The 20,503-nt window shown below is 53.0% G+C and carries 20 protein-coding genes, 1 tRNA gene and 1 other annotated feature (1 of these 22 cut by a window edge); of the genes, 6 read left to right on the forward strand and 15 right to left on the reverse strand.

All coding sequences use genetic code 11. The features are described from left to right. Window positions 1–265: 265 nt before the first annotated feature. The 3 genes from clpB to rluD form a co-directional block, all read right to left on the reverse strand. Window positions 266–2,851, reverse strand: a complete 2,586-nt coding sequence (clpB, locus tag ACK13D_RS19985) for an ATP-dependent chaperone ClpB (protein ID WP_029519628.1) — start codon at window positions 2,849–2,851, stop codon at window positions 266–268. A 113-nt stretch (window positions 2,852–2,964) separates the two neighbouring features. Further along, window positions 2,965–3,693, reverse strand: coding sequence for a purine nucleoside phosphorylase YfiH (gene yfiH / locus ACK13D_RS19990; RefSeq protein WP_163799353.1), 729 nt, complete (start codon window positions 3,691–3,693; stop codon window positions 2,965–2,967). Continuing rightward, window positions 3,693–4,670, reverse strand: coding sequence for a 23S rRNA pseudouridine(1911/1915/1917) synthase RluD (gene rluD, locus ACK13D_RS19995; RefSeq protein WP_010248442.1), 978 nt, complete (start codon window positions 4,668–4,670; stop codon window positions 3,693–3,695). The genes yfiH and rluD overlap by 1 nt, the downstream gene beginning before the upstream one ends. A gap of 129 nt (window positions 4,671–4,799) precedes the next feature. Between rluD and bamD the strand changes: the two genes are divergently transcribed. From bamD to pheA, 3 genes are all read left to right on the forward strand, one after another. Further along, entirely contained in the window at window positions 4,800–5,531 is a 732-nt protein-coding gene (gene bamD / locus ACK13D_RS20000) for an outer membrane protein assembly factor BamD (RefSeq protein ID WP_207254136.1), read from the forward strand. A 281-nt stretch (window positions 5,532–5,812) separates the two neighbouring features. Further along, on the forward strand, window positions 5,813–6,148 hold the full coding sequence (raiA, locus tag ACK13D_RS20005) for a ribosome-associated translation inhibitor RaiA (protein ID WP_003849030.1): 336 nt from the start codon (window positions 5,813–5,815) through the stop codon (window positions 6,146–6,148). A 101-nt stretch (window positions 6,149–6,249) separates the two neighbouring features. Beyond that, window positions 6,250–6,374, forward strand: a sequence feature (Phe leader region). Between the two features lie 22 nt (window positions 6,375–6,396). Further along, a complete protein-coding gene (gene pheA, locus ACK13D_RS20010; RefSeq protein ID WP_010248448.1) occupies window positions 6,397–7,560 on the forward strand; it encodes a bifunctional chorismate mutase/prephenate dehydratase in 1,164 nt (387 codons plus the stop codon). 56 nt (window positions 7,561–7,616) lie between these two features. Here the strand turns inward: pheA and tyrA are convergent, their stop codons facing one another. Together tyrA and ACK13D_RS20020 are read right to left on the reverse strand one after the other, a co-directional pair. After that, window positions 7,617–8,738: a bifunctional chorismate mutase/prephenate dehydrogenase gene (tyrA, locus tag ACK13D_RS20015; protein ID WP_010248465.1), complete on the reverse strand. Its 1,122-nt coding sequence runs from the start codon at window positions 8,736–8,738 to the stop codon at window positions 7,617–7,619. Window positions 8,739–8,743: 5 nt separating this feature from the next. Beyond that, a complete protein-coding gene (locus ACK13D_RS20020) occupies window positions 8,744–9,823 on the reverse strand; it encodes a 3-deoxy-7-phosphoheptulonate synthase (RefSeq protein ID WP_010672116.1) in 1,080 nt (359 codons plus the stop codon). 288 nt (window positions 9,824–10,111) lie between these two features. On the opposite strand from ACK13D_RS20020, the gene ACK13D_RS20025 reads away from it, so the two are divergent. Next, the gene (locus ACK13D_RS20025) at window positions 10,112–10,648 is read left to right on the forward strand and encodes a GNAT family N-acetyltransferase (RefSeq protein ID WP_122457840.1); all 537 of its coding nucleotides are present in this window, start codon (window positions 10,112–10,114) and stop codon (window positions 10,646–10,648) included. 96 nt (window positions 10,649–10,744) lie between these two features. Here the strand turns inward: ACK13D_RS20025 and rplS are convergent, their stop codons facing one another. From rplS to ffh, 5 genes are all read right to left on the reverse strand, one after another. Then, the gene (rplS, locus tag ACK13D_RS20030) at window positions 10,745–11,092 is read right to left on the reverse strand and encodes a 50S ribosomal protein L19 (RefSeq protein ID WP_003849035.1); all 348 of its coding nucleotides are present in this window, start codon (window positions 11,090–11,092) and stop codon (window positions 10,745–10,747) included. Between the two features lie 44 nt (window positions 11,093–11,136). Then, window positions 11,137–11,901 carry a tRNA (guanosine(37)-N1)-methyltransferase TrmD gene (gene trmD / locus ACK13D_RS20035; protein WP_010248477.1) on the reverse strand — a complete coding sequence of 255 codons (765 nt, stop codon included), beginning with the start codon at window positions 11,899–11,901 and terminating at the stop codon, window positions 11,137–11,139. A 35-nt stretch (window positions 11,902–11,936) separates the two neighbouring features. Continuing rightward, window positions 11,937–12,485, reverse strand: coding sequence for a ribosome maturation factor RimM (gene rimM / locus ACK13D_RS20040; RefSeq protein ID WP_010248480.1), 549 nt, complete (start codon window positions 12,483–12,485; stop codon window positions 11,937–11,939). An 18-nt stretch (window positions 12,486–12,503) separates the two neighbouring features. Then, complete coding sequence (rpsP, locus tag ACK13D_RS20045; protein ID WP_003849041.1) at window positions 12,504–12,752, reverse strand: 30S ribosomal protein S16; 249 nt, start codon at window positions 12,750–12,752, stop codon at window positions 12,504–12,506. A 142-nt stretch (window positions 12,753–12,894) separates the two neighbouring features. Next, complete coding sequence (gene ffh / locus ACK13D_RS20050) at window positions 12,895–14,256, reverse strand: signal recognition particle protein (protein WP_010248486.1); 1,362 nt, start codon at window positions 14,254–14,256, stop codon at window positions 12,895–12,897. 166 nt (window positions 14,257–14,422) lie between these two features. Between ffh and ACK13D_RS20055 the strand changes: the two genes are divergently transcribed. Beyond that, the gene (locus ACK13D_RS20055) at window positions 14,423–15,223 is read left to right on the forward strand and encodes a cytochrome C assembly family protein (RefSeq protein WP_010248489.1); all 801 of its coding nucleotides are present in this window, start codon (window positions 14,423–14,425) and stop codon (window positions 15,221–15,223) included. A gap of 15 nt (window positions 15,224–15,238) precedes the next feature. After that, entirely contained in the window at window positions 15,239–16,525 is a 1,287-nt protein-coding gene (locus ACK13D_RS20060) for an HlyC/CorC family transporter (RefSeq protein WP_022623780.1), read from the forward strand. Window positions 16,526–16,586: 61 nt separating this feature from the next. Here the strand turns inward: ACK13D_RS20060 and luxS are convergent, their stop codons facing one another. From luxS to ACK13D_RS20085, 5 genes are all read right to left on the reverse strand, one after another. Continuing rightward, window positions 16,587–17,102, reverse strand: coding sequence for an S-ribosylhomocysteine lyase (luxS, locus tag ACK13D_RS20065; protein WP_009086888.1), 516 nt, complete (start codon window positions 17,100–17,102; stop codon window positions 16,587–16,589). A gap of 150 nt (window positions 17,103–17,252) precedes the next feature. Beyond that, window positions 17,253–18,860, reverse strand: a complete 1,608-nt coding sequence (gene gshA / locus ACK13D_RS20070; RefSeq protein ID WP_033770020.1) for a glutamate--cysteine ligase — start codon at window positions 18,858–18,860, stop codon at window positions 17,253–17,255. Between the two features lie 31 nt (window positions 18,861–18,891). Continuing rightward, window positions 18,892–19,320, reverse strand: coding sequence for a YqaA family protein (locus ACK13D_RS20075; protein ID WP_418797000.1), 429 nt, complete (start codon window positions 19,318–19,320; stop codon window positions 18,892–18,894). Then, window positions 19,317–19,883, reverse strand: a complete 567-nt coding sequence (gene yqaB, locus ACK13D_RS20080; protein ID WP_418797001.1) for a fructose-1-phosphate/6-phosphogluconate phosphatase — start codon at window positions 19,881–19,883, stop codon at window positions 19,317–19,319. Before yqaB ends, ACK13D_RS20075 begins: the two co-directional genes overlap by 4 nt. Window positions 19,884–20,479: 596 nt before the next feature. Continuing rightward, a tRNA-Arg gene (locus ACK13D_RS20085) sits at window positions 20,480–20,503 on the reverse strand; it runs 153 nt beyond the window's last position.

Genomic DNA, 20,503 nt, shown 5'->3' on the forward strand with positions numbered 1-20,503 from the left:
TTACGCTTTCCTCCTGCAGAGTCAACCTCTTTCTCAGAAGTTTTTCTCCGGCGGCCCAGTCTCCTGTGCCTCCTGACCCGTTTTCCGTTTCCGGTTTGCCGTGTCAGTGGAGGCGCATTATAAGGAACGGCTCAGATAGCGCAAGTGCAAATTGAGACTTTTTTACTGACCGTTCATTTTGCACTCAAAAGGAGTATTAAATAAGCAAAACCCCCTCAAAAAGGCAAAAAAAACGGGCCAGAGGCCCGTTTTTCATTCCACACCCTTACTGATGTGCAGTAATGATGTTGTTCTCCACATCCATTTCGATGGTTTTGCCTGGCACCAGCGAACCGGCAAGGATCTGCTGAGCCAGCGGGTTCTCGATCTGCTGCTGTATCGCACGTTTCAGCGGACGTGCACCGTATACCGGATCATATCCGTTCTCCGCCAGCAGTTTGATCGCATCATCAGAGATGTGCAGCTGATAACCCCGTTCATCCAGACGTTTGTACAGCCGCTGCAGCTGAATCTGCGCAATGGACGCAATATGTTTCTCAGCCAGCGGATGGAACACCACCACCTCATCAATACGGTTGACGAACTCAGGACGGAAATGCTGTCCGACCACACCCATCACGATATCTTTCATTTCCGGGTAACTGAGATTGCCGAACCGCTCCTGGATTAAATCTGATCCCAGGTTAGAGGTCATAATCACCACGCTGTTACGGAAATCGACCGTCCGGCCCTGCCCATCCGTCAGACGCCCATCATCCAGCACCTGCAGCAGAATGTTAAAGACATCAGGATGCGCTTTCTCTACTTCATCCAGCAGGATGACCGAATAAGGCCGACGGCGCACAGCTTCGGTCAGATAACCGCCCTCTTCATAGCCGACATAACCCGGAGGTGCACCCACCAGCCGTGATACTGAGTGTTTTTCCATAAATTCAGACATGTCGATACGAACCATCGCATCGTCACTGTCGAACAGGAAGTTAGCCAGCGCTTTACACAACTCCGTCTTACCGACCCCGGTTGGCCCCAGGAACAGGAAGGAACCGATAGGCCGGTTTGGATCAGAAAGGCCTGCGCGACTACGGCGAATAGCATTCGATACCGCCTCAACCGCTTCATCCTGTCCGATAACCCGGCCATGTAAGTCCTGCTCCATGCGCAGTAACTTATCGCGCTCACCTTCCATCATTCGTGCGACCGGAATACCGGTCCAGCGTGCCAGCACATCGGCAATCTCCACATCGGTTACCCGGTTACGCAGTAACTTCATGGTCTTGCCTTCGGCCTGAGTCGCTGCGGCTAACTGTTTTTCCAGTGCCGGAATTTTACCGTACTGCAGCTCTGACATCTGAGCGAGGTCACCCTGGCGACGTGCCTGCTCTAAATTCAGACGCGCCTGCTCAAGTTCAGCTTTGATGTTCTGCGTGCCGGACAGCGAGGCTTTCTCTGTCTTCCACTCATCTTCCAGCTCGGCGTATTCGCGCTCTTTCTGGTTGAGCTCGGTTTCCAGCATTTCAAGACGCTTGATGCTGGCATCGTCCGCCTCTTTCTTCAGCGCCTGCTGCTCCAGCTTCAGCTGAATGATACGGCGCTCAAGGCGATCCAGTGACTCCGGCTTCGAGTCCATCTGCATACGAATGCTGGAAGCCGCTTCATCGATCAGGTCAATCGCTTTATCCGGCAGCTGCCGGTCAGCAATATAACGATGAGACAGGGTCGCCGCCGCGACAATCGCCGGGTCAGTGATCTGCACATGGTGATGCAGTTCATAACGCTCTTTCAGACCACGCAGAATGGCGATGGTATCTTCCACACTCGGCTCAGCCACAAAGACTTTCTGGAAACGACGCTCCAGCGCGGCATCTTTTTCAATGTACTGGCGATACTCGTCAAGCGTAGTGGCACCCACACAGTGCAGTTCACCACGCGCCAGCGCAGGTTTAAGCATATTGCCGGCGTCCATCGCACCGTCCGCTTTACCGGCTCCCACCATGGTGTGCAGCTCGTCGATAAACAGAATGACGTTGCCTTCCTGTTTCGACAGGTCACTCAGTACGCCTTTCAGACGCTCTTCGAATTCACCGCGATATTTCGCCCCGGCCACCAGCGCACCCATATCCAGTGCCAGTACCCGACGTCCTTTCAGACCCTCAGGCACTTCACCATTGATGATGCGCTGCGCCAGCCCTTCGACAATCGCGGTTTTACCCACGCCAGGTTCACCAATCAGTACCGGGTTGTTTTTGGTACGGCGCTGCAGAACCTGGATGGTGCGGCGAATCTCTTCGTCACGACCGATGACCGGATCGAGTTTGCCCTTCTCTGCCCGCTCGGTCAGGTCGATAGTGTATTTTTTTAAAGCCTGGCGCTGATCTTCAGCCCCCTGATCGTTCACGTTGTCTCCTCCCCGCATCTGTTCAATCGCACTGGTGATTTTTTCACGCGTTGCGCCCGCTGCTTTGAGCAGATCGGCCAGTGAGCCCCGCGATTCCAGGGCGGCCAGAACAAATAATTCGGATGAAATAAAGTTATCGTTGCGCTTCTGTGCCAGCTTGTCGCACAGGTTTAATACCCGGACGAGGTCAGATGAGGGTTGTACATCGCCTTCGCTGCCTTCAACTTGTGGCAGGCGATCAATAGCCTGCTCAACCTGAGCGCGAAATGGCGTAACGTCGACACCGGCCGAAGTCAGTAAAGGTGAAACCGATCCGCCTTCCTGTTTGAGCAATGCGCTCATCAGATGCAGAGGTTCGATGAATTGATTGTCGTGTCCCAGAGCGAGGGACTGCGCGTCGGCGAGAGCCAGCTGAAATTTATTAGTAAGACGATCCAGACGCATAATTCCTCCCATTACAGGTCAAAATGCTACTGGAGATTAAATGAGGTCATCCCTCAAAATTTCAAGGTTAATGACCTGAGATTTGAGTAAAAAATACGCTAACTGGACCGTCTTATGGCGTAAGGTTATAACAGCCAGATCAAAGTTGCCATACGCCCGGTGATCCCATCGCGGCGGAAAGAGAAGAAATCGTCGCGCTGCGTAAAGGTACAAAGGCTGCTGGCGCTGACTGAATTCACGCCCGCTGCCTGTAGTCGCATCTGCGCCAGCAGGCCGATGTCGGCGTAAAAGCGGTCACCTGATGGACGGAAAGCCTGCACAGCCCGGGGATCCTGAGCCATAAAGGCCTGACGCACTTCGGCGCCGACCTCAAACGCATCAGGTCCGATTGCCGGTCCAAGCCAGGCATGAATCTGATCAGGTGGCGAACGAAACTGCGCCAGCGTATTTTCCAGTACACCCGCACAAAGTCCGCGCCAGCCTGCATGTGCCGCCGCCACTTCCGTGCCATCCTGCGAACAGAACAGGACCGGAAGACAGTCAGCGGTCATGATGGCGCAGACGACGCTGGGCTGATCGGTAATACAGGCATCAGCACGTAATGGCGTACTTCCCCCTGCAGTCAGACGCACAACCTCAGTGCCATGAACCTGATCCAGCCACTGCGGCATGGCAGGCAAACCCGCCTCTTCCAACAGCAACTGCCGGTTACGCGCCACCGCATCCGGATTATCCCCCACATGCCCGCCGAGATTCAGTGCATCCCAGGGCGATATGCTGATGCCGCCCTGTCGCTGCGTCGAGCAGGCCCGAACGCGTGACGGAGCGGGCCATTGAGGAGTAATCAGATTCATCACCAATTCAACTGGTCTTTAAATTCTTCAGTGTCTGCTTTTAACGCCGCGATGAGATCAACCATGTCCTGCGGAAGCGCAGCATGGAATTCCATTTCAATACCGCTAATGGGGTGATAGAGGCGCAACATCGTGGCGTGCAGTGCCTGACGATCGAAACCGCGCAGCGTAGTAATAAATGCTTCAGACGCGCCTTTTGGCGGACGCGGACGGCCACCGTAAAGCGGATCGCCCACCAGCGGATGGCTGATGTGAGACATATGCACACGGATCTGGTGAGTACGACCGGTTTCCAGACGCAGGCGCAGACGGGTATGGGCCCGGAAGTGCTCCATGATGCGGTAATGAGTGACCGCCGGTTTACCCATTGGGTGTACCGCCATGTGGGTGCGTTTGGTTGAGTGACGGCTGATAGGCTGCTCAACGGTGCCGCCCGCAGTCATATTGCCAATCGCAACCGCTTCATATTCGCGGGTGATTTCGCGACGCTGCAGCGAGTCCACCAGATGCGTCTGAGCCGGAACGGTTTTCGCGACCACCATTAAGCCGGTGGTGTCTTTATCCAGCCGGTGTACGATGCCCGCGCGCGGCACATCCATAATCGCCGGATAGTGATGAAGTAAGGCGTTTAACACTGTGCCATCCGGATTACCGGCGCCAGGGTGAACCACGAAGTCGCGTGGTTTGTTGATGACAATAATGTCTTCATCTTCATAAACGATGTCGAGTGGCAGATTCTGCGGTTCCCAGCGCTGCGCCTCCTCGATCTCAGCGTCAATCGCGACCAGCTCGCCGCCCAGCACTTTTTCTTTGGGTGTATCGACCATGACGCCGTTTACAGTAACGCGACGATCGAGGATCCACTCTTTTATGCGAGAACGTGAATAATCAGGGAACAATTCCGCCAAAGTCTGATCTAAGCGTTGTCCGAGTTGTGATTCGGATACCGTTGCGGTGAGTTGAACTTGTTGTGCCATATACAGCTTCTTCGTTAACGTTGGGTTTTCACGGCGATGCCGTTTAATATAATGTGCTATCGTACCTGGTCATTACCGGGAGCTATACGGACAGCTTCCGCCATAACATTTGAGGATAATCACTTCGTCATGACGCGTATGAAACATCTGGTGGCTGCTGCCACACTGAGCCTGGCACTTGTTGGTTGTTCCGGCTCAAATGACGCGGTACCGGACAGCCCGCCTTCTGAAATCTATGCTACAGCGCAGCAAAAGCTGCAGGACGGTAACTTTAAAGCTGCGATTAAGCAACTGGAAGCGCTGGATAATCGTTATCCGTTCGGTCCTTATTCGCAGCAGGTGCAGCTGGATTTAATCTACGCGTACTATAAAAATGCCGATCTGCCCCTGGCGCAGGCTGCCATTGCTCGCTTTATGCGTCTGAACCCCACGCATCCGAACATTGACTATGTCATCTTTATGAAAGGTCTGACGGACATGGCGCTGGATGACTCCGCGCTGCAGGGCTTCTTTGGTATTGATCGTTCTGACCGCGATCCGACGCACGCTCGTGATGCTTTCCGCGACTTTTCCCAGCTGCTGCGGAGTTACCCGAACAGCCAGTATGCGGCTGATGCTCAGAAACGCCTGGTCTATCTGAAAGACCGTCTGGCTAAATATGAGCTGTCAGTGGCGCAATTCTATACTAAGCGTGAGGCTTATGTCGCGGTTGTTAACCGTGTCGAAGGTATGATGCGCGATTATCCGGATACGCAGGCAACACACGATGCCCTGCCGCTGATGGAGAATGCTTACCGCAATCTGCAGCTGAACGCTGAAGCCGATAAAGTGGCGAAAATCATTGCAGCTAACAAAAGCTGATAGTCAGACAGATTCTAAGCCATAAAAAAAGCAGCCTCTCAGGGCTGCTTTTTTTTGCTCACAGAACAGTCAGATTTGGATCTGTTCTCAGCGAGCTAACTCATCAAGCATGCCGTGTTAATCGTTTCGCTTCAAGCCATTTCGGCCAGTTTCTCTGCCTTTCTCACAGAATGTTGTGACTGACAAAAAGTGACATTTTTTCGTGATCGAAATCCCACATTGAACGCTTTTTCGCGCTATGCTGAGAAGACCAAGACGGAAATGACAGAGAGGTAAGAACGATGATTCTGAACATTACCAGTAAACAAATGGACATCACTCCGGCAATCCGAAGCCATGTTGAAGACCGTCTCGCCAAGCTCGAAAAATGGCAAACCGACCTGATTAATCCACATATTGTCCTTTCCAAAGAGCCCAAAGAATTCGTGGCTGACGCCACTATTAACACACCTAACGGGACTCTGGTGGCCAGCGCCAAGCACGATGATATGTATACCGCTATCAACGATTTGATTGCCAAGCTCGAGCGTCAGCTGAATAAAGTTCAGCACAAGTCTGAAGCACGCCGCGCCAGTGCCAGCGTGAAAGACATCATTCCCGCCGACGAAGAGTCCTGATTTTCTTAACGTTGTTTCTTAACGCGCCTGCGGGCGCGTTTTTTATTGACAGCTTTTAAGCAGTACGGTTACTCTCAGGTCACTCTCTTTTCGGACATGACAATGAAACCTGATCTGTTTTCCTTCGCTTTCTTTTTTACCTTCCCCTGAACGGGAGGCCATTCGTCGTGTGAAAATGAAAGCGAAGACGAACACCAAAGCCTCCCAACCGGGAGGCTTTTTTTTTGGATAGCATACAGGTGAGCCCTATGAATCCCGATAATCCATTGCTGGCGCTACGCGATAAAATCAGCGCCGTGGATAAAAAACTTCTGACGCTGCTGGCCGAGCGTCGTTTGCTGGCAGTGGAAGTTGCACAAGCGAAACTGGCGACGCATCGCCCGATTCGTGATGTGGAGCGCGAACGCGCGCTACTGGAGAATCTCATCGTACTGGGTAAGGCACACAACCTGGATGCGCACTACATCACCCGTCTGTTCCAGCTGGTAATTGAAGATTCCGTGCTGACTCAGCAAGCGCTGCTGCAAAAAAACCTCAACCATCCCCATGCGCATGCCGCCCGTATCGCCTTCCTGGGCCCGAAAGGCTCTTATTCGCATCTTGCAGCACGCAACTACGCGTCGCGCCATTTCGATAGCATGGTGGAGTGTGGCTGCCTGAAGTTTCACGACATCATCAAACAGGTCGAAAATGGCGTAGCTGATTACGCCGTGATGCCGATTGAGAATACCAGTTCAGGCTCGATCAACGATGTCTACGATCTGCTGCAACAGACAAGCCTCTCAATCGTGGGCGAGTTGACATTGCCTATCGACCACTGCGTGCTGGTGAATGGCCCCACCGATCTTCAGCAGATTGAGACGGTTTACAGCCATCCTCAACCGTTCCAGCAGTGCAGCCAGTTTATTAATCGTTTCCCGCACTGGAAAATCGAATACACCGAGAGTACCGCGGCAGCGATGGAGAAAGTGGCTGCGCTCAACTCACCTAAGGTGGCGGCGCTGGGCAGTGAGGCCGGCGGCGAACTGTATCAGCTGCAGGTGCTGGAACGTAATCTGGCGAATCAGCAGCAGAATCACACCCGCTTTATCGTGTTGGCCCGCAAAGCAATCGAGGTTTCTGACCAGGTGCCAGCGAAAACCACGCTGATTATGGCAACCGGCCAGCAGGCGGGTGCGCTGGTCGACGCGCTGCTGGTACTGCGTCAGCACAACCTGATTATGAGCAAGCTGGAGTCCCGCCCGATTAATGGTAATCCGTGGGAAGAGATGTTTTACATTGATGTGCAGGGCAACCTGCAATCAGAGCGGATGCAGCAGGCGCTGCAGGAATTACAGACCATGACCCGCTCTCTGAAGGTACTGGGCTGTTACCCCAGCGAAAATGTGGTTCCCGCTGAACCTGGCGAATAAAAAGAAGAAAAAAGGCATCCAACTGGATGCCTTTTTCATTGATGGATGGCTGTCATTTATGGGCGGCTGTCATTGGCCGATCGCAACAGGCTTCGGCTTTCGACCAGGAAGCGTTTTGCGTGATCGCCAAACCACTGTTCAACCCGGTTAAAGCTGGCGATAAACGCCTGCTTGTCGCCCTGCTCCAGCAGCGCAATCGCTTCACCAAACCGCTGGTAATAGCGTTTTATCAGCGCCAGATTACTCTCTGAAGACATGATGATATCCGCATAGAGTTGCGGATCCTGAGCGAACAACCGCCCCACCATCGCCAGTTCAAGCCGGTAAATGGGCGACGAGAGCGCCAGCAGCTGATCCAGATTGACGTTCTCTTCGGCTAAATGCAGACCATAAGCGAAGGTAGCAAAGTGACGCAGCGCCTGAATGAATGCCATGTTCTGGTCATGCTCAACAGCGCTGATACGATGCAGACGCGCACCCCAGACCTGAATCTGCTCCAGGAACCACTGATACGCTTCCGGTTGTCTTCCATCACACCAGACCACCACCTGTTTTGCCAGGCTGCCGCTGTCCGGGCCAAACATCGGATGCAGACCCAGCACAGGCCCGTTATGGGCAGCCAGCATTGCCTGCAGAGGCCGGTTTTTGACTGACGCCAGATCGACCAGAATACAATCTTCCGGCAGTGGTGGCAGTTGGGCAATCACCTGCTCGGTCAGGTGAATCGGCACGCTAATGATCACCATTCCGGCATCGCTGAGCAGAGTCTCAGCCTGAGGCCAGTCCTCTTTATCCAGCGTTTTAACCGTGTAGCCTGATAGCCCGAGCATTTTTTCAAACAGCCGGCCCATCTGGCCCTTACCACCGACAATCACCACCGGGCGCAGTTCAGGACAGAGGGTTTTAAAGCCTTTGTCATTCTCGCTGGTATAGGATTCCCGCATCACGCGACGCAGCACATCCTCAATCAGATCCGGTGGTACACCGAGCGCTTCGGCCTCTTTGCGACGCGAAGCCAGCATCGACGCTTCACGCTCAGGCACATAGATAGGCAGGCCGTAACGGCTCTTCACTTCACCTACTTCGGCCACCAGTTCCAGTCGCTTAGCCAGCAGATCCAGCAGCGCTTTATCAACACTGTCAATTTGATCGCGTAACGCGGTCAGTTCAGCCACCATTGCTCTTACACCTCTTGTGACAGACGCGCCGACAGCACTCCCTGCAGATCCTGATGCATTTCACGCAGCAACGTTTCGGTCACTTCCCAGTTGATGCATGCATCGGTTACGGAAACGCCATACTTCATTTCGCTGCGTGGCTGCTCAGAAGACTGGTTACCTTCATTGATATGGCTTTCCAGCATCAAACCAATGATTGAACGGTTCCCGTCTTTGATCTGCGCAATAGCGGATTCCGCTACGCCAGGCTGACGGCTGTAGTCTTTGTTCGAATTACCATGGCTGCAATCTATCATTAAGGCTGGACGCAGTCCCGCCTTGAGCATCTCTTTTTCACACTGCGCGACATCTTCAGGACCGTAGTTCGGCGCTTTGCCGCCACGCAGGATCACGTGACCATCCGGATTGCCCTGAGTCTGCAGCAGGCAGACCTGACCGGCCTGATTAATCCCGACAAAACGGTGTGGCATTGCGGCTGCACGCATGGCGTTGATTGCCGTTCCCAGACTGCCATCGGTGCCATTTTTAAAGCCTACCGGCATCGACAGGCCCGAGGCCATTTCACGGTGCGTCTGCGATTCAGTGGTACGGGCGCCAATGGCAGACCAGCTGAACAGGTCGCCCAGATATTGCGGGCTATTAGGATCCAGCGCTTCAGTGGCCAGAGGCAAACCCATTTCAACCAGGTTCACCAGCAGCTGGCGCGCAATGTGCAGACCCGCTTCCATATCAAACGAGTTATCCATGAAAGGATCGTTGATCAGCCCTTTCCAGCCGACGGTGGTACGAGGTTTTTCAAAATAGACGCGCATCACGATAAAGAGCTGATCTTTCAGCTGTTCAGAAAGGGTTTGCAGACGACGAGCATAGTCCAGTGCCACTTCGGTATCGTGAATTGAGCAGGGTCCGCACACTACCAGCAGACGCGGATCGCGGCCGGCAATAATGTCAGAGATAGTCTGGCGCGACGCCGCGACCTGATCCTGCTGTTCAGTGGTCAGTGGAAACTTCGCTTTCAGCTCTTCAGGCGTGATTAATACCTGTTCACCGGCGATATGCACATTGTTCAGCGCGTCTTTTTGCATGATGGCGATCCTTTGGCTCGTATTGGCAGTCATGGACTCCTCACTGAGGAATGCAAATACTGTATCACATACAATACATAGCGCAATATTATATGTACACTTTTATTACCACGGATCAAGAAGGGTGCGAAATATACTTAAAATAACCAATAAAATCATGCATATAATAAAAATCTCAACCACAAAAAACCAAACGCAATTGTACAAATAAGTTTACAGTTAAGGTTGTTGCCTTTCTTCTACCCACAGGCAGAATAAAAGAATCATTCTGTTCGCGCTGAGAGAGTTATGTACCCATCACCACAAAATATTTATCTGCGACCTTTTGAGCTCAGCGACATATCTGCGTTTACCACTGCGGTTAATGCCTCGCTGGATAGCCTTATCCCTTGGATGGTCTGGGCGCATCATGATTATCAGCCTCATGAAGCAGAAAGCTGGATCCGCTTTACCCACTGGCAACGGATGAAAGAGGAAGCGGAAGAGTTTGCCATCGTTGATCAGCATGACCAGCTGCTGGGGGGCGCAGGAATACGCTTTGCCCGTCATCCGGGTGACACCAGCGCAATTGGCTACTGGGTTCGCAGTGATGCACAGCGTCAGGGAATCGCCAGCCGCGCGGTGGCCGCGTTGCTGCCGCTGGGGTTTTCACGCCCAGAGACCCGGGTGATTGAGATTCTGGCAGCAGAGGATAACCTGGCCAGTCGGGGCGTGGCTGAGAAGTGCGGTGGTCAGTTCATTGGCTGTCGCTATGGCCTGATCGTCTTAGAGGAAGGGCCGGTTAATACCGCGATTTATCATTTTCAGCGGCCGGACGACGGTTAACTGCAGGCAGTAAGGTTGACTGTGACATAAAAAAGGGGCTGGCAGATGCCAACCCCTTGTTTGCTATTAACTTTTAGATGTCGCGTTAGCGATACCTTAGTTAAGACGCTCTTTAATACGAGCAGACTTACCAGTACGCTCACGCAGGTAGTACAGTTTGGCTTTACGCACAGCGCCACGACGTTTAACAGCGATGCTGTCAATTACAGGTGAATGAGTCTGGAATACACGCTCAACGCCTTCGCCGTTAGAAATTTTGCGAACAGTGAATGCAGAGTGCAGACCGCGGTTACGGATAGCGATAACCACGCCCTCGAATGCCTGCAGACGTTTTTTAGAACCTTCAACGACCCATACTTTCACTTCCACGGAATCACCCGGGCGGAAGGAAGGTACGTCCTGTTTCATCTGCTCTTGTTCAATTTGCTTGATAATGTTGCTCATAATTAAATCTCATATCCTGGGTAAACTGATAGTCGGGGAAGAGCTTACTCTTCCACATCATCGTTTTGTTGCTGCTGAGATTCCCGCTGGAACTCATTCAGCAACCTTGCTTGCTCTTCAGTCAGAGCCAGGTTTTCCAGAAGTTCAGGTCTTCTCAGCCAGGTACGGCCTAGCGACTGCTTCAGACGCCAGCGGCGAATATCAGCATGGTTGCCTGACAGTAGTACTGCCGGGACCTCCACGCCGTCTAACACTTCAGGTCGGGTATAGTGCGGACAATCCAGCAAACCTTCCGAGAACGAATCCTCATCGGCTGACGCCTGCTTGCCGAGCACGCCAGGAATAAACCGGGCGACTGCGTCAATCATCGTCATCGCTGGCAGTTCCCCGCCGCTGAGAACGTAATCACCGATTGACCATTCTTCATCAATTTCGGTCTGGATTACGCGCTCATCAATCCCTTCATAACGGCCACAGACCAGAATTAACTTGTCCCGTGCCGCCAGTTCGCAAACACCCTGTTGGTCCAGTTTGCGACCCTGAGGTGAAAGATAGATCACCCTGGCCCCATCACCTGCCGCTGCTTTCGCTGCGGAGATGGCATCCCGTAAGGGTTGTACCATCATCAGCATTCCCGGTCCGCCGCCGTAAGGACGATCATCCACGGTACGGTGCCGGTCGTGCGTGAAGTCACGAGGACTCCAGCTCTGAATGCTGAGCAGACCGTTTTTTACAGCCCGGCCAGTTACCCCGTAATCGGTAATAGCGCGAAACATTTCTGGAAACAGGCTAATAACACCAATCCACATTGTATTCGCCGTTACGTTACCGTTCGATTCGGAGATCAAAAACCAGGATCCCAATCTACCTCAATGATGCCAGTAGAGAGATCGACTTTCCTGATAACCTGTTCATCAAGAAACGGAATTAACCGCTCCTGAGCACCGAATGCATCCTTCAGGTTTGCCTTAACGACGAGAACGTCGTTCGAGCCGGTTTCCATCATATCGATGACTTTACCCATCTCGTAGCCTTCAAGGTTAACTACCTGGCAGCCCATAAGGTCTTTCCAGTAGTAGTCGCCCTCTTCCAGCGATGGCAACTGCGTCGAGTCAACCTGAATTTCGCAATTGGTTAACTGAGCCGCCGCATCCCGATCTTCAATGCCTTTGACTTTGATGATCAGGTCCTGATTGTGGTGCTTCCAACCGTCCAGTTCGACCTGCTGCCATTTACCGGCGCGCTGGATGAACCAGGGTTGGTAGTTGAAGATGCTTTCAGCGTCTTCAGTGGAGGAAAACACTTTGAGCCAGCCGCGAATACCGTAGGCGGCTCCCATCTTACCCAATACAATCGGGTTAACAGGAGGCTGTGCGGCAATTTGTCTGCTCATGCTCACCACCGTGACAGATTAAGCTGCTTTCTTAGCTTCTTTGACCAGCGCGTTAACGCGATCAGAAAGCGTTGCGCCCTGGCCAACCCAGTGCTCGATACGATCCAGATCAAGACGCAGACCTTCAGCCTGACCAGATGCGATCGGGTTGAAGAAACCAACGCGCTCGATAAAACGACCGTTGCGTGCATTGCGGCTGTCAGTGACGACGACCTGATAGAACGGACGCTTTTTAGCGCCGTGACGTGCCAAACGAATTGTTACCATAACATCCTCTTCAGTTAATAAAACACCCGGCCCCCATCGAGGAACGGGGTCCGGGTGCTGTATAAAAAGCCCGAAAATTTTACTCATTTTGGCGAAAAAAGCAACCTAAACCGTGCCATTTCGGGCTTTTTTGTGGAACGCTTTAGCGGCCAGGAAAACCTGGCGGCATCATACCCTTCATGCCGCGCATCATTTTCGCCATACCGCCCTTCTTCATTTTCTTCATCATACGCTGCATATCGTCAAACTGCTTCAATAAGCGGTTAACGTCCTGCACCTGCATACCGGAGCCGGTCGCAATGCGGCGCTTGCGTGAGCCTTTGATGATCTCTGGTTTTTCACGCTCTTTGCGTGTCATTGAGTTGATGATCGCTTCCATGCGCACCAGCACTTTGTCATCCATCTGTGACTTCACATTGTCAGGCAACTGTCCCATACCGGGCAGTTTGCCCATCAGGCTGGCCATGCCGCCCATGTTGCGCATCTGCTTCAGCTGCTCAAGGAAGTCGTTGAGATCAAAACCGTCGCCGGTTTTCAGCTTCTTAGCCAGTTTCTCAGCCTGATCGCGGTCAACCTTGCTTTCGATATCTTCGATCAGTGACAGCACGTCACCCATGCCGAGGATACGCGAAGCAATACGCTCCGGATAGAACGGCTCAAGTGCATCGGTTTTTTCACCGACACCCATAAATTTAATCGGCTTACCGGTGATATGACGAATCGACAGCGCCGCACCGCCTCGTGCATCACCATCGACTTTGGTCAGGATAACACCGGTCAGCGGTAGCGCTTCATTAAAAGCTTTAGCCGTGTTTGCCGCATCCTGACCGGTCATGGCATCGACCACAAACAGCGTTTCTACCGGATTGATCGCGGCATGAACCTGTTTGATTTCGTCCATCATCGCTTCGTCAACGTGCAGACGACCGGCGGTATCCACCAGCAGTACATCGTAGAACTTCAGGCGAGCTTCACGCAGCGCATTGTTAACGATATCGACCGGCTTCTGGCTGAGATCGGATGGGCAGAAATCCACGCCCACCTGCTGTGCCAGCGTTTCCAGCTGTTTGATTGCCGCCGGACGATAGACGTCGGCAGAAACCACTAAGACTTTCTTTTTGTGCTTCTCACGCAGGAACTTACCCAGCTTAGCGACGCTGGTCGTTTTACCGGCACCCTGCAGACCCGCCATCAGCACCACGGCTGGCGGCTGAGCAGCCAGGTCGAGTGCATTGTTCTCTGCACCCATCGCCGTAACCAGCTCGTTACGAACGATTTTGATAAACTCCTGACCTGGAGTCAGACTTTTATTCACATCATGGCCGACCGCGCTCTCTTTCACACGGTTGATGAAGTCACGCACCACCGGCAGCGCAACGTCAGCCTCAAGCAGCGCCATGCGCACTTCACGCAGGGTCTCTTTGATGTTCTCTTCAGTCAGCCTTCCGCGGCCGCTGATGTTTCGCAGGGTTTGCGACAAACGATCGGTTAAATTATCAAACATGGTCTCTCACTAAAAAAAAGATCGCGAGGCGCCTGATCGGCAGAATGCGGCGGATTATAACACGAAGCCTCAGCGATCTCTGCAATTGCCCCTCAGATCGTTTGGAGCCTGCTTCGGCTGGCGCTATACTGCCTTTTTCCTTATCTGACTGAACCTGAAAGGATCTATGTTCGTTTTCGCGATAGTGGCGCTATTCGCCTACTCCTTAAGTCTTGCCCTGATCATTCCCAGCCTGTTGAAACGTAACGGCGGCTGGCGGCGAATGGCGATGCTCTCTGCCTGTGTGGCGCTGGTGACACACGCGGTGGCCTTGCAGCAACGCATATTTGCTGTTGATAGCGGACAGAATTTAAGCCTGCTCAACATAGGCTCGCTGGTCAGCCTGTTGATTTGCGCCATCATGACCATTGTGGCGTCACGTAACCGTGGCTGGCTGCTGCTGCCGATTGTCTACAGCTTCGCGCTGATCAATCTGGCCTTCGCCACCTTTGTGCCCAATGCCTTCATCACCCATCTGGAAACCACGCCAGGCATGATGATCCATATCGGCCTGTCGCTGTTCGCTTATGCGACGCTGATTATTGCCGCACTCTATGCACTGCAGCTGGCGTGGATCGATTACCAGTTAAAAAACAAGCGTCTGGCGTTCACACAGGATATGCCGCCGCTGCTGACCATTGAACGTAAGATGTTTCACATCACCCAGGTGGGCGTCGTGCTGTTGACGCTGGTGCTCTGCACCGGTCTGTTTTATATGCAGGATCTCTTCAGCGCAGAAAACGTCGATAAAGCCGTGCTCTCTATCATCGCGTGGTTTGTTTATATCGTTTTGCTCTGGGGGCACTATCATGAAGGCTGGCGTGGTCGCCGCGTCGTCTGGTTTAACTGCAGCGGTGCGGTGCTGTTAACCATGGCTTACTTCGGCAGTCGCATCCTGCAGCATCTGCTTGTCCCCACCTCTCGTTAAAAAGGAAGTTCTGCGTTGGAGAATGTTTCAACCACCACGCTGATTATTATTCTCTGCGTCATGGTACTGGTTTCCGCCTGGTTTGCCGGGTCGGAAACCGGAATGATGACGCTTAACCGCTATAAGCTGCGCCATCAGGCCAAAAACGGCAGTCGCCCCGCACGCCGGGTGGAGAAGTTACTGCGTCGCCCCGACCGGTTGCTCAGCCTGGTATTAATCGGCAATAACCTGGTGAATATTCTGGCTTCCGCACTTGCCACCATTGTTGGCATGCGTATTCACGGTGACGAAGGGGTTGCGATCGCAACCGGTATCCTGACCTTTGTGGTGCTGGTATTTGCTGAAGTGCTGCCGAAAACAGTGGCGGCCCTCTATCCCGAACGCGTCGCCTTTCCCAGCAGCCTGCTGCTGGTCCCGCTGCAATACATCATGCTGCCGCTGGTCTGGCTACTGAACACCATTACGCGTCTGCTGATGAGGATGGCGGGTATCCGCGCTGACGGTGCCATTAACTCCGCGCTGAGCAAAGAGGAGTTGCGTACCATCGTCTATGAGTCGCGTAGCCTGATGTCACGCCGTAATCAGGACATGCTGCTCTCCGTGCTCGACCTGGAGAAAGTCAGCGTTGATGACATCATGGTTCCGCGTAACGAGATCGTCGGCATTAATATCAACGATGACTGGAAGTCGGTGGTGCGCCAGTTGAGCCACTCGCCACACGGCCGCATTGTGCTGTTCCGGGACTCGCTGGATGACTGCGTCGGCATGCTGCGGGTGCGCGAAGCCTGGCGCATGATGACGGAGAAAAAAGAGTTCACCAAAGAGACGTTGCTGCGCGCCGCCGATGAGATCTACTACATCCCGGAAGGGACACCGCTGAACACCCAACTGGTGAAGTTCCAGCGCAATAAAGAGAAAGCGGGCGTGGTGGTGGATGAGTATGGCGACATCAAAGGGCTGGTGACGATAGAGGACATTCTGGAGGAGATCGTGGGTGACTTCACCACCTCCATGTCACCGTCACTGGCAGAAGAAGTGATGCCGCAGAATGATGGGTCCGTGCTGATTGAAGGCAGCGCCAGTGTGCGTGAAATTAACAAGGCGTTTAACTGGCAACTACCAGAGCAGGAAGCGCGCACCATCAACGGCATGCTGCTGGAAGCGCTGGAAGAGATCCCTGCCATCGCCACCCGTGTTCAGATCGGCCACTACAACGTCGATATTCTGGACGTGCAGGACAACATGATTAAACAAGTGCGCATCACGCCGAAGACGCCACTGAAAAAATCGGTAGGGTCCTGAAGCGATAAAAAAACGCCGCAATCGACATGATGCGGCGTTTTTTTTAGCAGCAAAGCCCTGACTAGATGTGCAGTTCTTTCAGCTTTTCAGCAGGCAGTTTCAGATCTTCGTTGCGGTTAACGCCGATCTCATGCGCCAGCACATTGCGGGCGATCTGCTGCGCTTCATCCAGTGAGTGCAGCTTGTAGCTGCCGCACTGGTATTCATTCAGCTCAGGGATCTGGTTCTGATCTTTCACTTTCAGAACATCTTCCATCGCCCCTTTCCACGCTTTGGCAACGCGCTGCTCGTCTGGTGTACCAATCAGGCTCATGTAGAAGCCGGTGCGGCAACCCATTGGCGAGATATCGACGATTTCCACACCATCACCATTCAGGTGATCACGCATGAAGCCGGCAAAGAGATGCTCCAGCGTATGAATGCCACGCTCAGTGAGAATATCAATGTTCGGGCGGCAAAAACGCAGGTCAAAAACGGTAATCGTATCGCCATGCGGAGTCTTCATGGTTTTCGCAACGCGAACTGCCGGTGCGCCCATGATGGTGTGATCAACGGTAAAACTGTCCAGTAGTGGCATACGTCACCTCCTGTTCTGAGAATTTTTTTTAAAACGATGAAACTTTTCTGTTCGCCCAACGTCTGAATATATGAAAGACGCGCATTTGTTATCATCATCCCTGACAACAGAGATGTTAATTTGGCCACATTGATGTGGCCTTTTTCTTTTCTACCCTTCCCGGCTCGCCAGATACGCTTCAAAATCCAGCTTATCATTCGCTTCCAGCTGCTGCTGTGCAGCAACAGACGCCTGCGCCTGACGCGTGAAATCTTCTTCTGTCAGCACTTCCAGCGGCTCTTCGCAGAGCAGATGGCGATACTGTTCAGCCAGCGCTACGCCGGTTCCGGTTACACCATTGTCCTTCATTGCCTGAAGGATGCGCGCCGAGTAGGTTAGCTCAGGATCGTCGAACGATGCTACCAGTTGATCGCAAACCTGCTGATATTCCGTGCTGTCCTGATTATGACTGTCTAACACTTCAGCAACCCGACGCAGATCGGCAAACAAGGTTTTGCCCACTTCAACCAGCGAATGTTCCGCTTCTCCGCAGCCTACGGCAATTTTCTGGTCCGGTTTACGCCCTTCCAGCACAACCCGGTTCCAGTTTATACGGGTGCATTGCAACTCATCTGCACTCATTTCCGGCGCATCGGCCAGGGTACACCAGATCAGGAACAGGTCGAGGAAGCGAACCTGATTCTCATCTACGCCGATCGCAGAGAACGGGTTGATATCCAGCGAACGCACTTCAATGTACTCAATACCACCACGCAGCAGCGCATCAGAAGGCGCTTCACCCGAGCGTGTCACACGCTTAGGCCGGATTGGCGCATAGAGCTCGTTTTCAATCTGCAGCACGTTGGTGTTGAGCTGCAGCCAGTTACCGTCGGCATCTTTAGTGCCCATCGCTGCATACTCTTCTGACGGTGTCTTAATCGCTTTCTTCAGCGCGGTGACATAGCCTTCCAGTGAGTTAAACGTGATGCCCAGAGAGCTCTGCGATTTATTGGTGTAGCCTAAATCGCTCAGACGCAGTGAGGTGGCATACGGCAGCCACATCGTGTCTTTGTCGTTGGTTTCGAACGGCAGCGCGCTCTCACGGCCCTGCAGGAAGCTGGAGCTGATAGCAGGCGATGCGCCAAACAGATAGGGGATGACCCAGCCGAAGCGATAATAGTTGCGGATCAGCCGCAGATAGCCCGCCGAGATCGTCTCTTTTCCGCTTTCCTTATCTTTCACGTCAGCCCACTCCTGCCAGAATGAGAGTGGCAGTGAGAAGTTATAGTGAATGCCGGAGATGGTCTGCATCAACGCGCCGTAGCGGTTTTTCAGCCCTTCGCGGTAGAGCGTCTTCATCTGACCAATATTGGACGTGCCATATTGCGCCAGCTCAATATTGTCCGCATCGTCAATCACGCACGGCATACTAAACGGCCACATGCGTTCATCACCCAGTTCACGGGCAACGTGACGATGAATATCGCGCAGGAATGCCAGCATATGATCAATGCTGTGATCCACTGGCGTAATAAATTCCAGCAACGTTTCGGCAAAGTCAGTGGTGATCCAGTCATGTTTCAGCGCCGACCCCAGAGATTCCGGGTGGCCGCTTTTTGCCAGCTCGCCATTTGCCTGTACACGCAGCGTTTCACGCTCGATGCCACGGCCAATACCTTTAAGGGCATTGGGATGCGCTTCCAGCCAGGAGAGCGCTTTAGATACGTCCGGGATCACATTACCCCCCCGCTGTGATAATAATTTATTTTTGTTCAGCATAATGTTAACCGTAGCCTCGAATCTGTGCGAATCAATGCCACCATTGCATACCCAGTAATGTGGCAGTCGCGATAACGATATAACGCAGTGTTTTGCCGACAGCGAGAAACAGCATCGCGGGTAGCCAGGCGAAACGTAACCAGCCTGCCAGAACGCAGAGCAGATCACCTATCACTGGCAGCCAGCTGAATAACAGTGCTGCAGGTCCCAGTCGGTGCAACCACGTCATTGCTGTGTCATGCCATCGCCCCTGACGTTTTAACGGCAGCAAGCGACCAATAAGAATGTTGGTTAAGCCGCCCAAGGTGTTTCCCAGTGATGCGGCCAAAAGCAACCCGTAAACTGATGTCTTTTTTGCTATCAATAGTGCTATCAGCAGTGCTTCAGAACTTCCCGGCAGGAGCGTTGCACTTAAAAAGCTGCTGCCGAACATCGAGGCATAGGTAAGAACGTCACTCACAGTAAGCGGACATCCACCACAGCCATACCTGCCGCCTTCGCTGCCTGAATACCAAAATCCGCATCCTCAAACACCACACAACGTGCCGGCGTCACACCCATCAGCTCAGCGCAGCGTAAGAAGGTTTCAGGCTCAGGTTTATGACCCTGTACGTCGTCAGCACCGACGACGGCCGAAAAGAGCTCACGTACGCCCAGCTGCGTCAGTAACGCCTCTGCCATGCTGTGTTCGCTTCCGGTACCGACCGCCATCGGACGCCGCCCGTGATACGCTTTCACCACCTCCATTAAAGGCAGTGGCTTCACGTTTTCCAGCAGCATCGCTTTCACGGCAGCGGTTTTTTCTGCGGCAAGAAGATGAGGGTCGAGTGACGACTGATTGGATTCAATGATGAACTGCGACAGCCGCCAGGTTGGTGCGCCATTGAAGTCGATAATACGTGCTTCATCCAGCGTTAATCCATAACGCGTCAGTACCTGACGCCACGCTTTTCGATGTGTCGGCTCAGTATCCAGAATCGTGCCGTCCATATCGAAAATCAGGGCGTCATATTGATCGTACATTGTCACTCCGGACATTCATCAAATGAGACATTACTTTAGCCTAATGTGGACAGGTTGTCGCCAGGGGGGATGAACAGCAAATGCTTTGAAAGCATTAACAATTTTTGTTTTCAGATAAAGGTGATCGTGCACGACCAGCGATAAACGTACGAAATTCCAGCGTTTTTTTAACATTCTTCTGGCAGACAAGCGGCGGCGGACGGGCATGGGCAGCAAAACAGAAGGCGTTGATGCGGGAAACAGGCGTTTCGGATCGCTTAAGTCAGGATGATGAATCAATGGGGCAGATTAAACAGGAAAAGAGTGCGTGTGAAGCCAGAGGGAAACTGCAGAGGTTTTTCAGGATACTCACTCAGCGTTTGCTGTACGGGCGGTTACGGAAGTAATGCTATCGTGTTTAGTGAGGTCTTAGCGATCATCGCGCAATGATACTTTGAGGGATTTTGAGGCTAAAGAAGAAGATGGTGCATCCAGGAGGATGACTCAGCTTGCGCTTCGCCCTGCGGGCCGTTGCTGATGCAACGTTATCCCCCTTCGTGCGGCCGGAACGCTTATTGCGTCATGTCACACTGAGGAACTGCCAACATTCGAGAAGATGGTGCATCCAGGAGGATTCGAAC

Source organism: Pantoea sp. K16, assembly GCF_048452805.1.
GTDB classification, from domain to species: Bacteria; Pseudomonadota; Gammaproteobacteria; order Enterobacterales; family Enterobacteriaceae; genus Pantoea; species Pantoea agglomerans.

Excerpts from the sequence above, each read along its gene's own strand:
- rpsP (WP_003849041.1), bottom strand. The coding sequence starts at position 12,752 with ATGGTAACAATTCGTTTGGCACGTCACGGCGCTAAAAAGCGTCCGTTC.
- ACK13D_RS20055 (WP_010248489.1), top strand. The coding sequence starts at position 14,423 with ATGTTCGTTTTCGCGATAGTGGCGCTATTCGCCTACTCCTTAAGTCTT.
- rplS (WP_003849035.1), bottom strand. The coding sequence starts at position 11,092 with ATGAGCAACATTATCAAGCAAATTGAACAAGAGCAGATGAAACAGGAC.
- luxS (WP_009086888.1), bottom strand. The coding sequence starts at position 17,102 with ATGCCACTACTGGACAGTTTTACCGTTGATCACACCATCATGGGCGCA.
- tyrA (WP_010248465.1), bottom strand. The coding sequence starts at position 8,738 with ATGGTGGCTGAACTGACCGCGTTACGCGATCAAATTGACAGTGTTGAT.
- rluD (WP_010248442.1), bottom strand. The coding sequence starts at position 4,670 with ATGGCACAACAAGTTCAACTCACCGCAACGGTATCCGAATCACAACTC.
- yqaB (WP_418797001.1), bottom strand. The coding sequence starts at position 19,883 with ATGTACGATCAATATGACGCCCTGATTTTCGATATGGACGGCACGATT.
- trmD (WP_010248477.1), bottom strand. The coding sequence starts at position 11,901 with ATGTGGATTGGTGTTATTAGCCTGTTTCCAGAAATGTTTCGCGCTATT.
- rimM (WP_010248480.1), bottom strand. The coding sequence starts at position 12,485 with ATGAGCAGACAAATTGCCGCACAGCCTCCTGTTAACCCGATTGTATTG.
- bamD (WP_207254136.1), top strand. The coding sequence starts at position 4,800 with ATGACGCGTATGAAACATCTGGTGGCTGCTGCCACACTGAGCCTGGCA.
- pheA (WP_010248448.1), top strand. The coding sequence starts at position 6,397 with ATGAATCCCGATAATCCATTGCTGGCGCTACGCGATAAAATCAGCGCC.
- raiA (WP_003849030.1), top strand. The coding sequence starts at position 5,813 with ATGATTCTGAACATTACCAGTAAACAAATGGACATCACTCCGGCAATC.
- ACK13D_RS20025 (WP_122457840.1), top strand. The coding sequence starts at position 10,112 with ATGTACCCATCACCACAAAATATTTATCTGCGACCTTTTGAGCTCAGC.
- ffh (WP_010248486.1), bottom strand. The coding sequence starts at position 14,256 with ATGTTTGATAATTTAACCGATCGTTTGTCGCAAACCCTGCGAAACATC.
- gshA (WP_033770020.1), bottom strand. The coding sequence starts at position 18,860 with ATGCTGAACAAAAATAAATTATTATCACAGCGGGGGGGTAATGTGATC.
- yfiH (WP_163799353.1), bottom strand. The coding sequence starts at position 3,693 with ATGAATCTGATTACTCCTCAATGGCCCGCTCCGTCACGCGTTCGGGCC.
- clpB (WP_029519628.1), bottom strand. The coding sequence starts at position 2,851 with ATGGGAGGAATTATGCGTCTGGATCGTCTTACTAATAAATTTCAGCTG.
- ACK13D_RS20020 (WP_010672116.1), bottom strand. The coding sequence starts at position 9,823 with ATGCAAAAAGACGCGCTGAACAATGTGCATATCGCCGGTGAACAGGTA.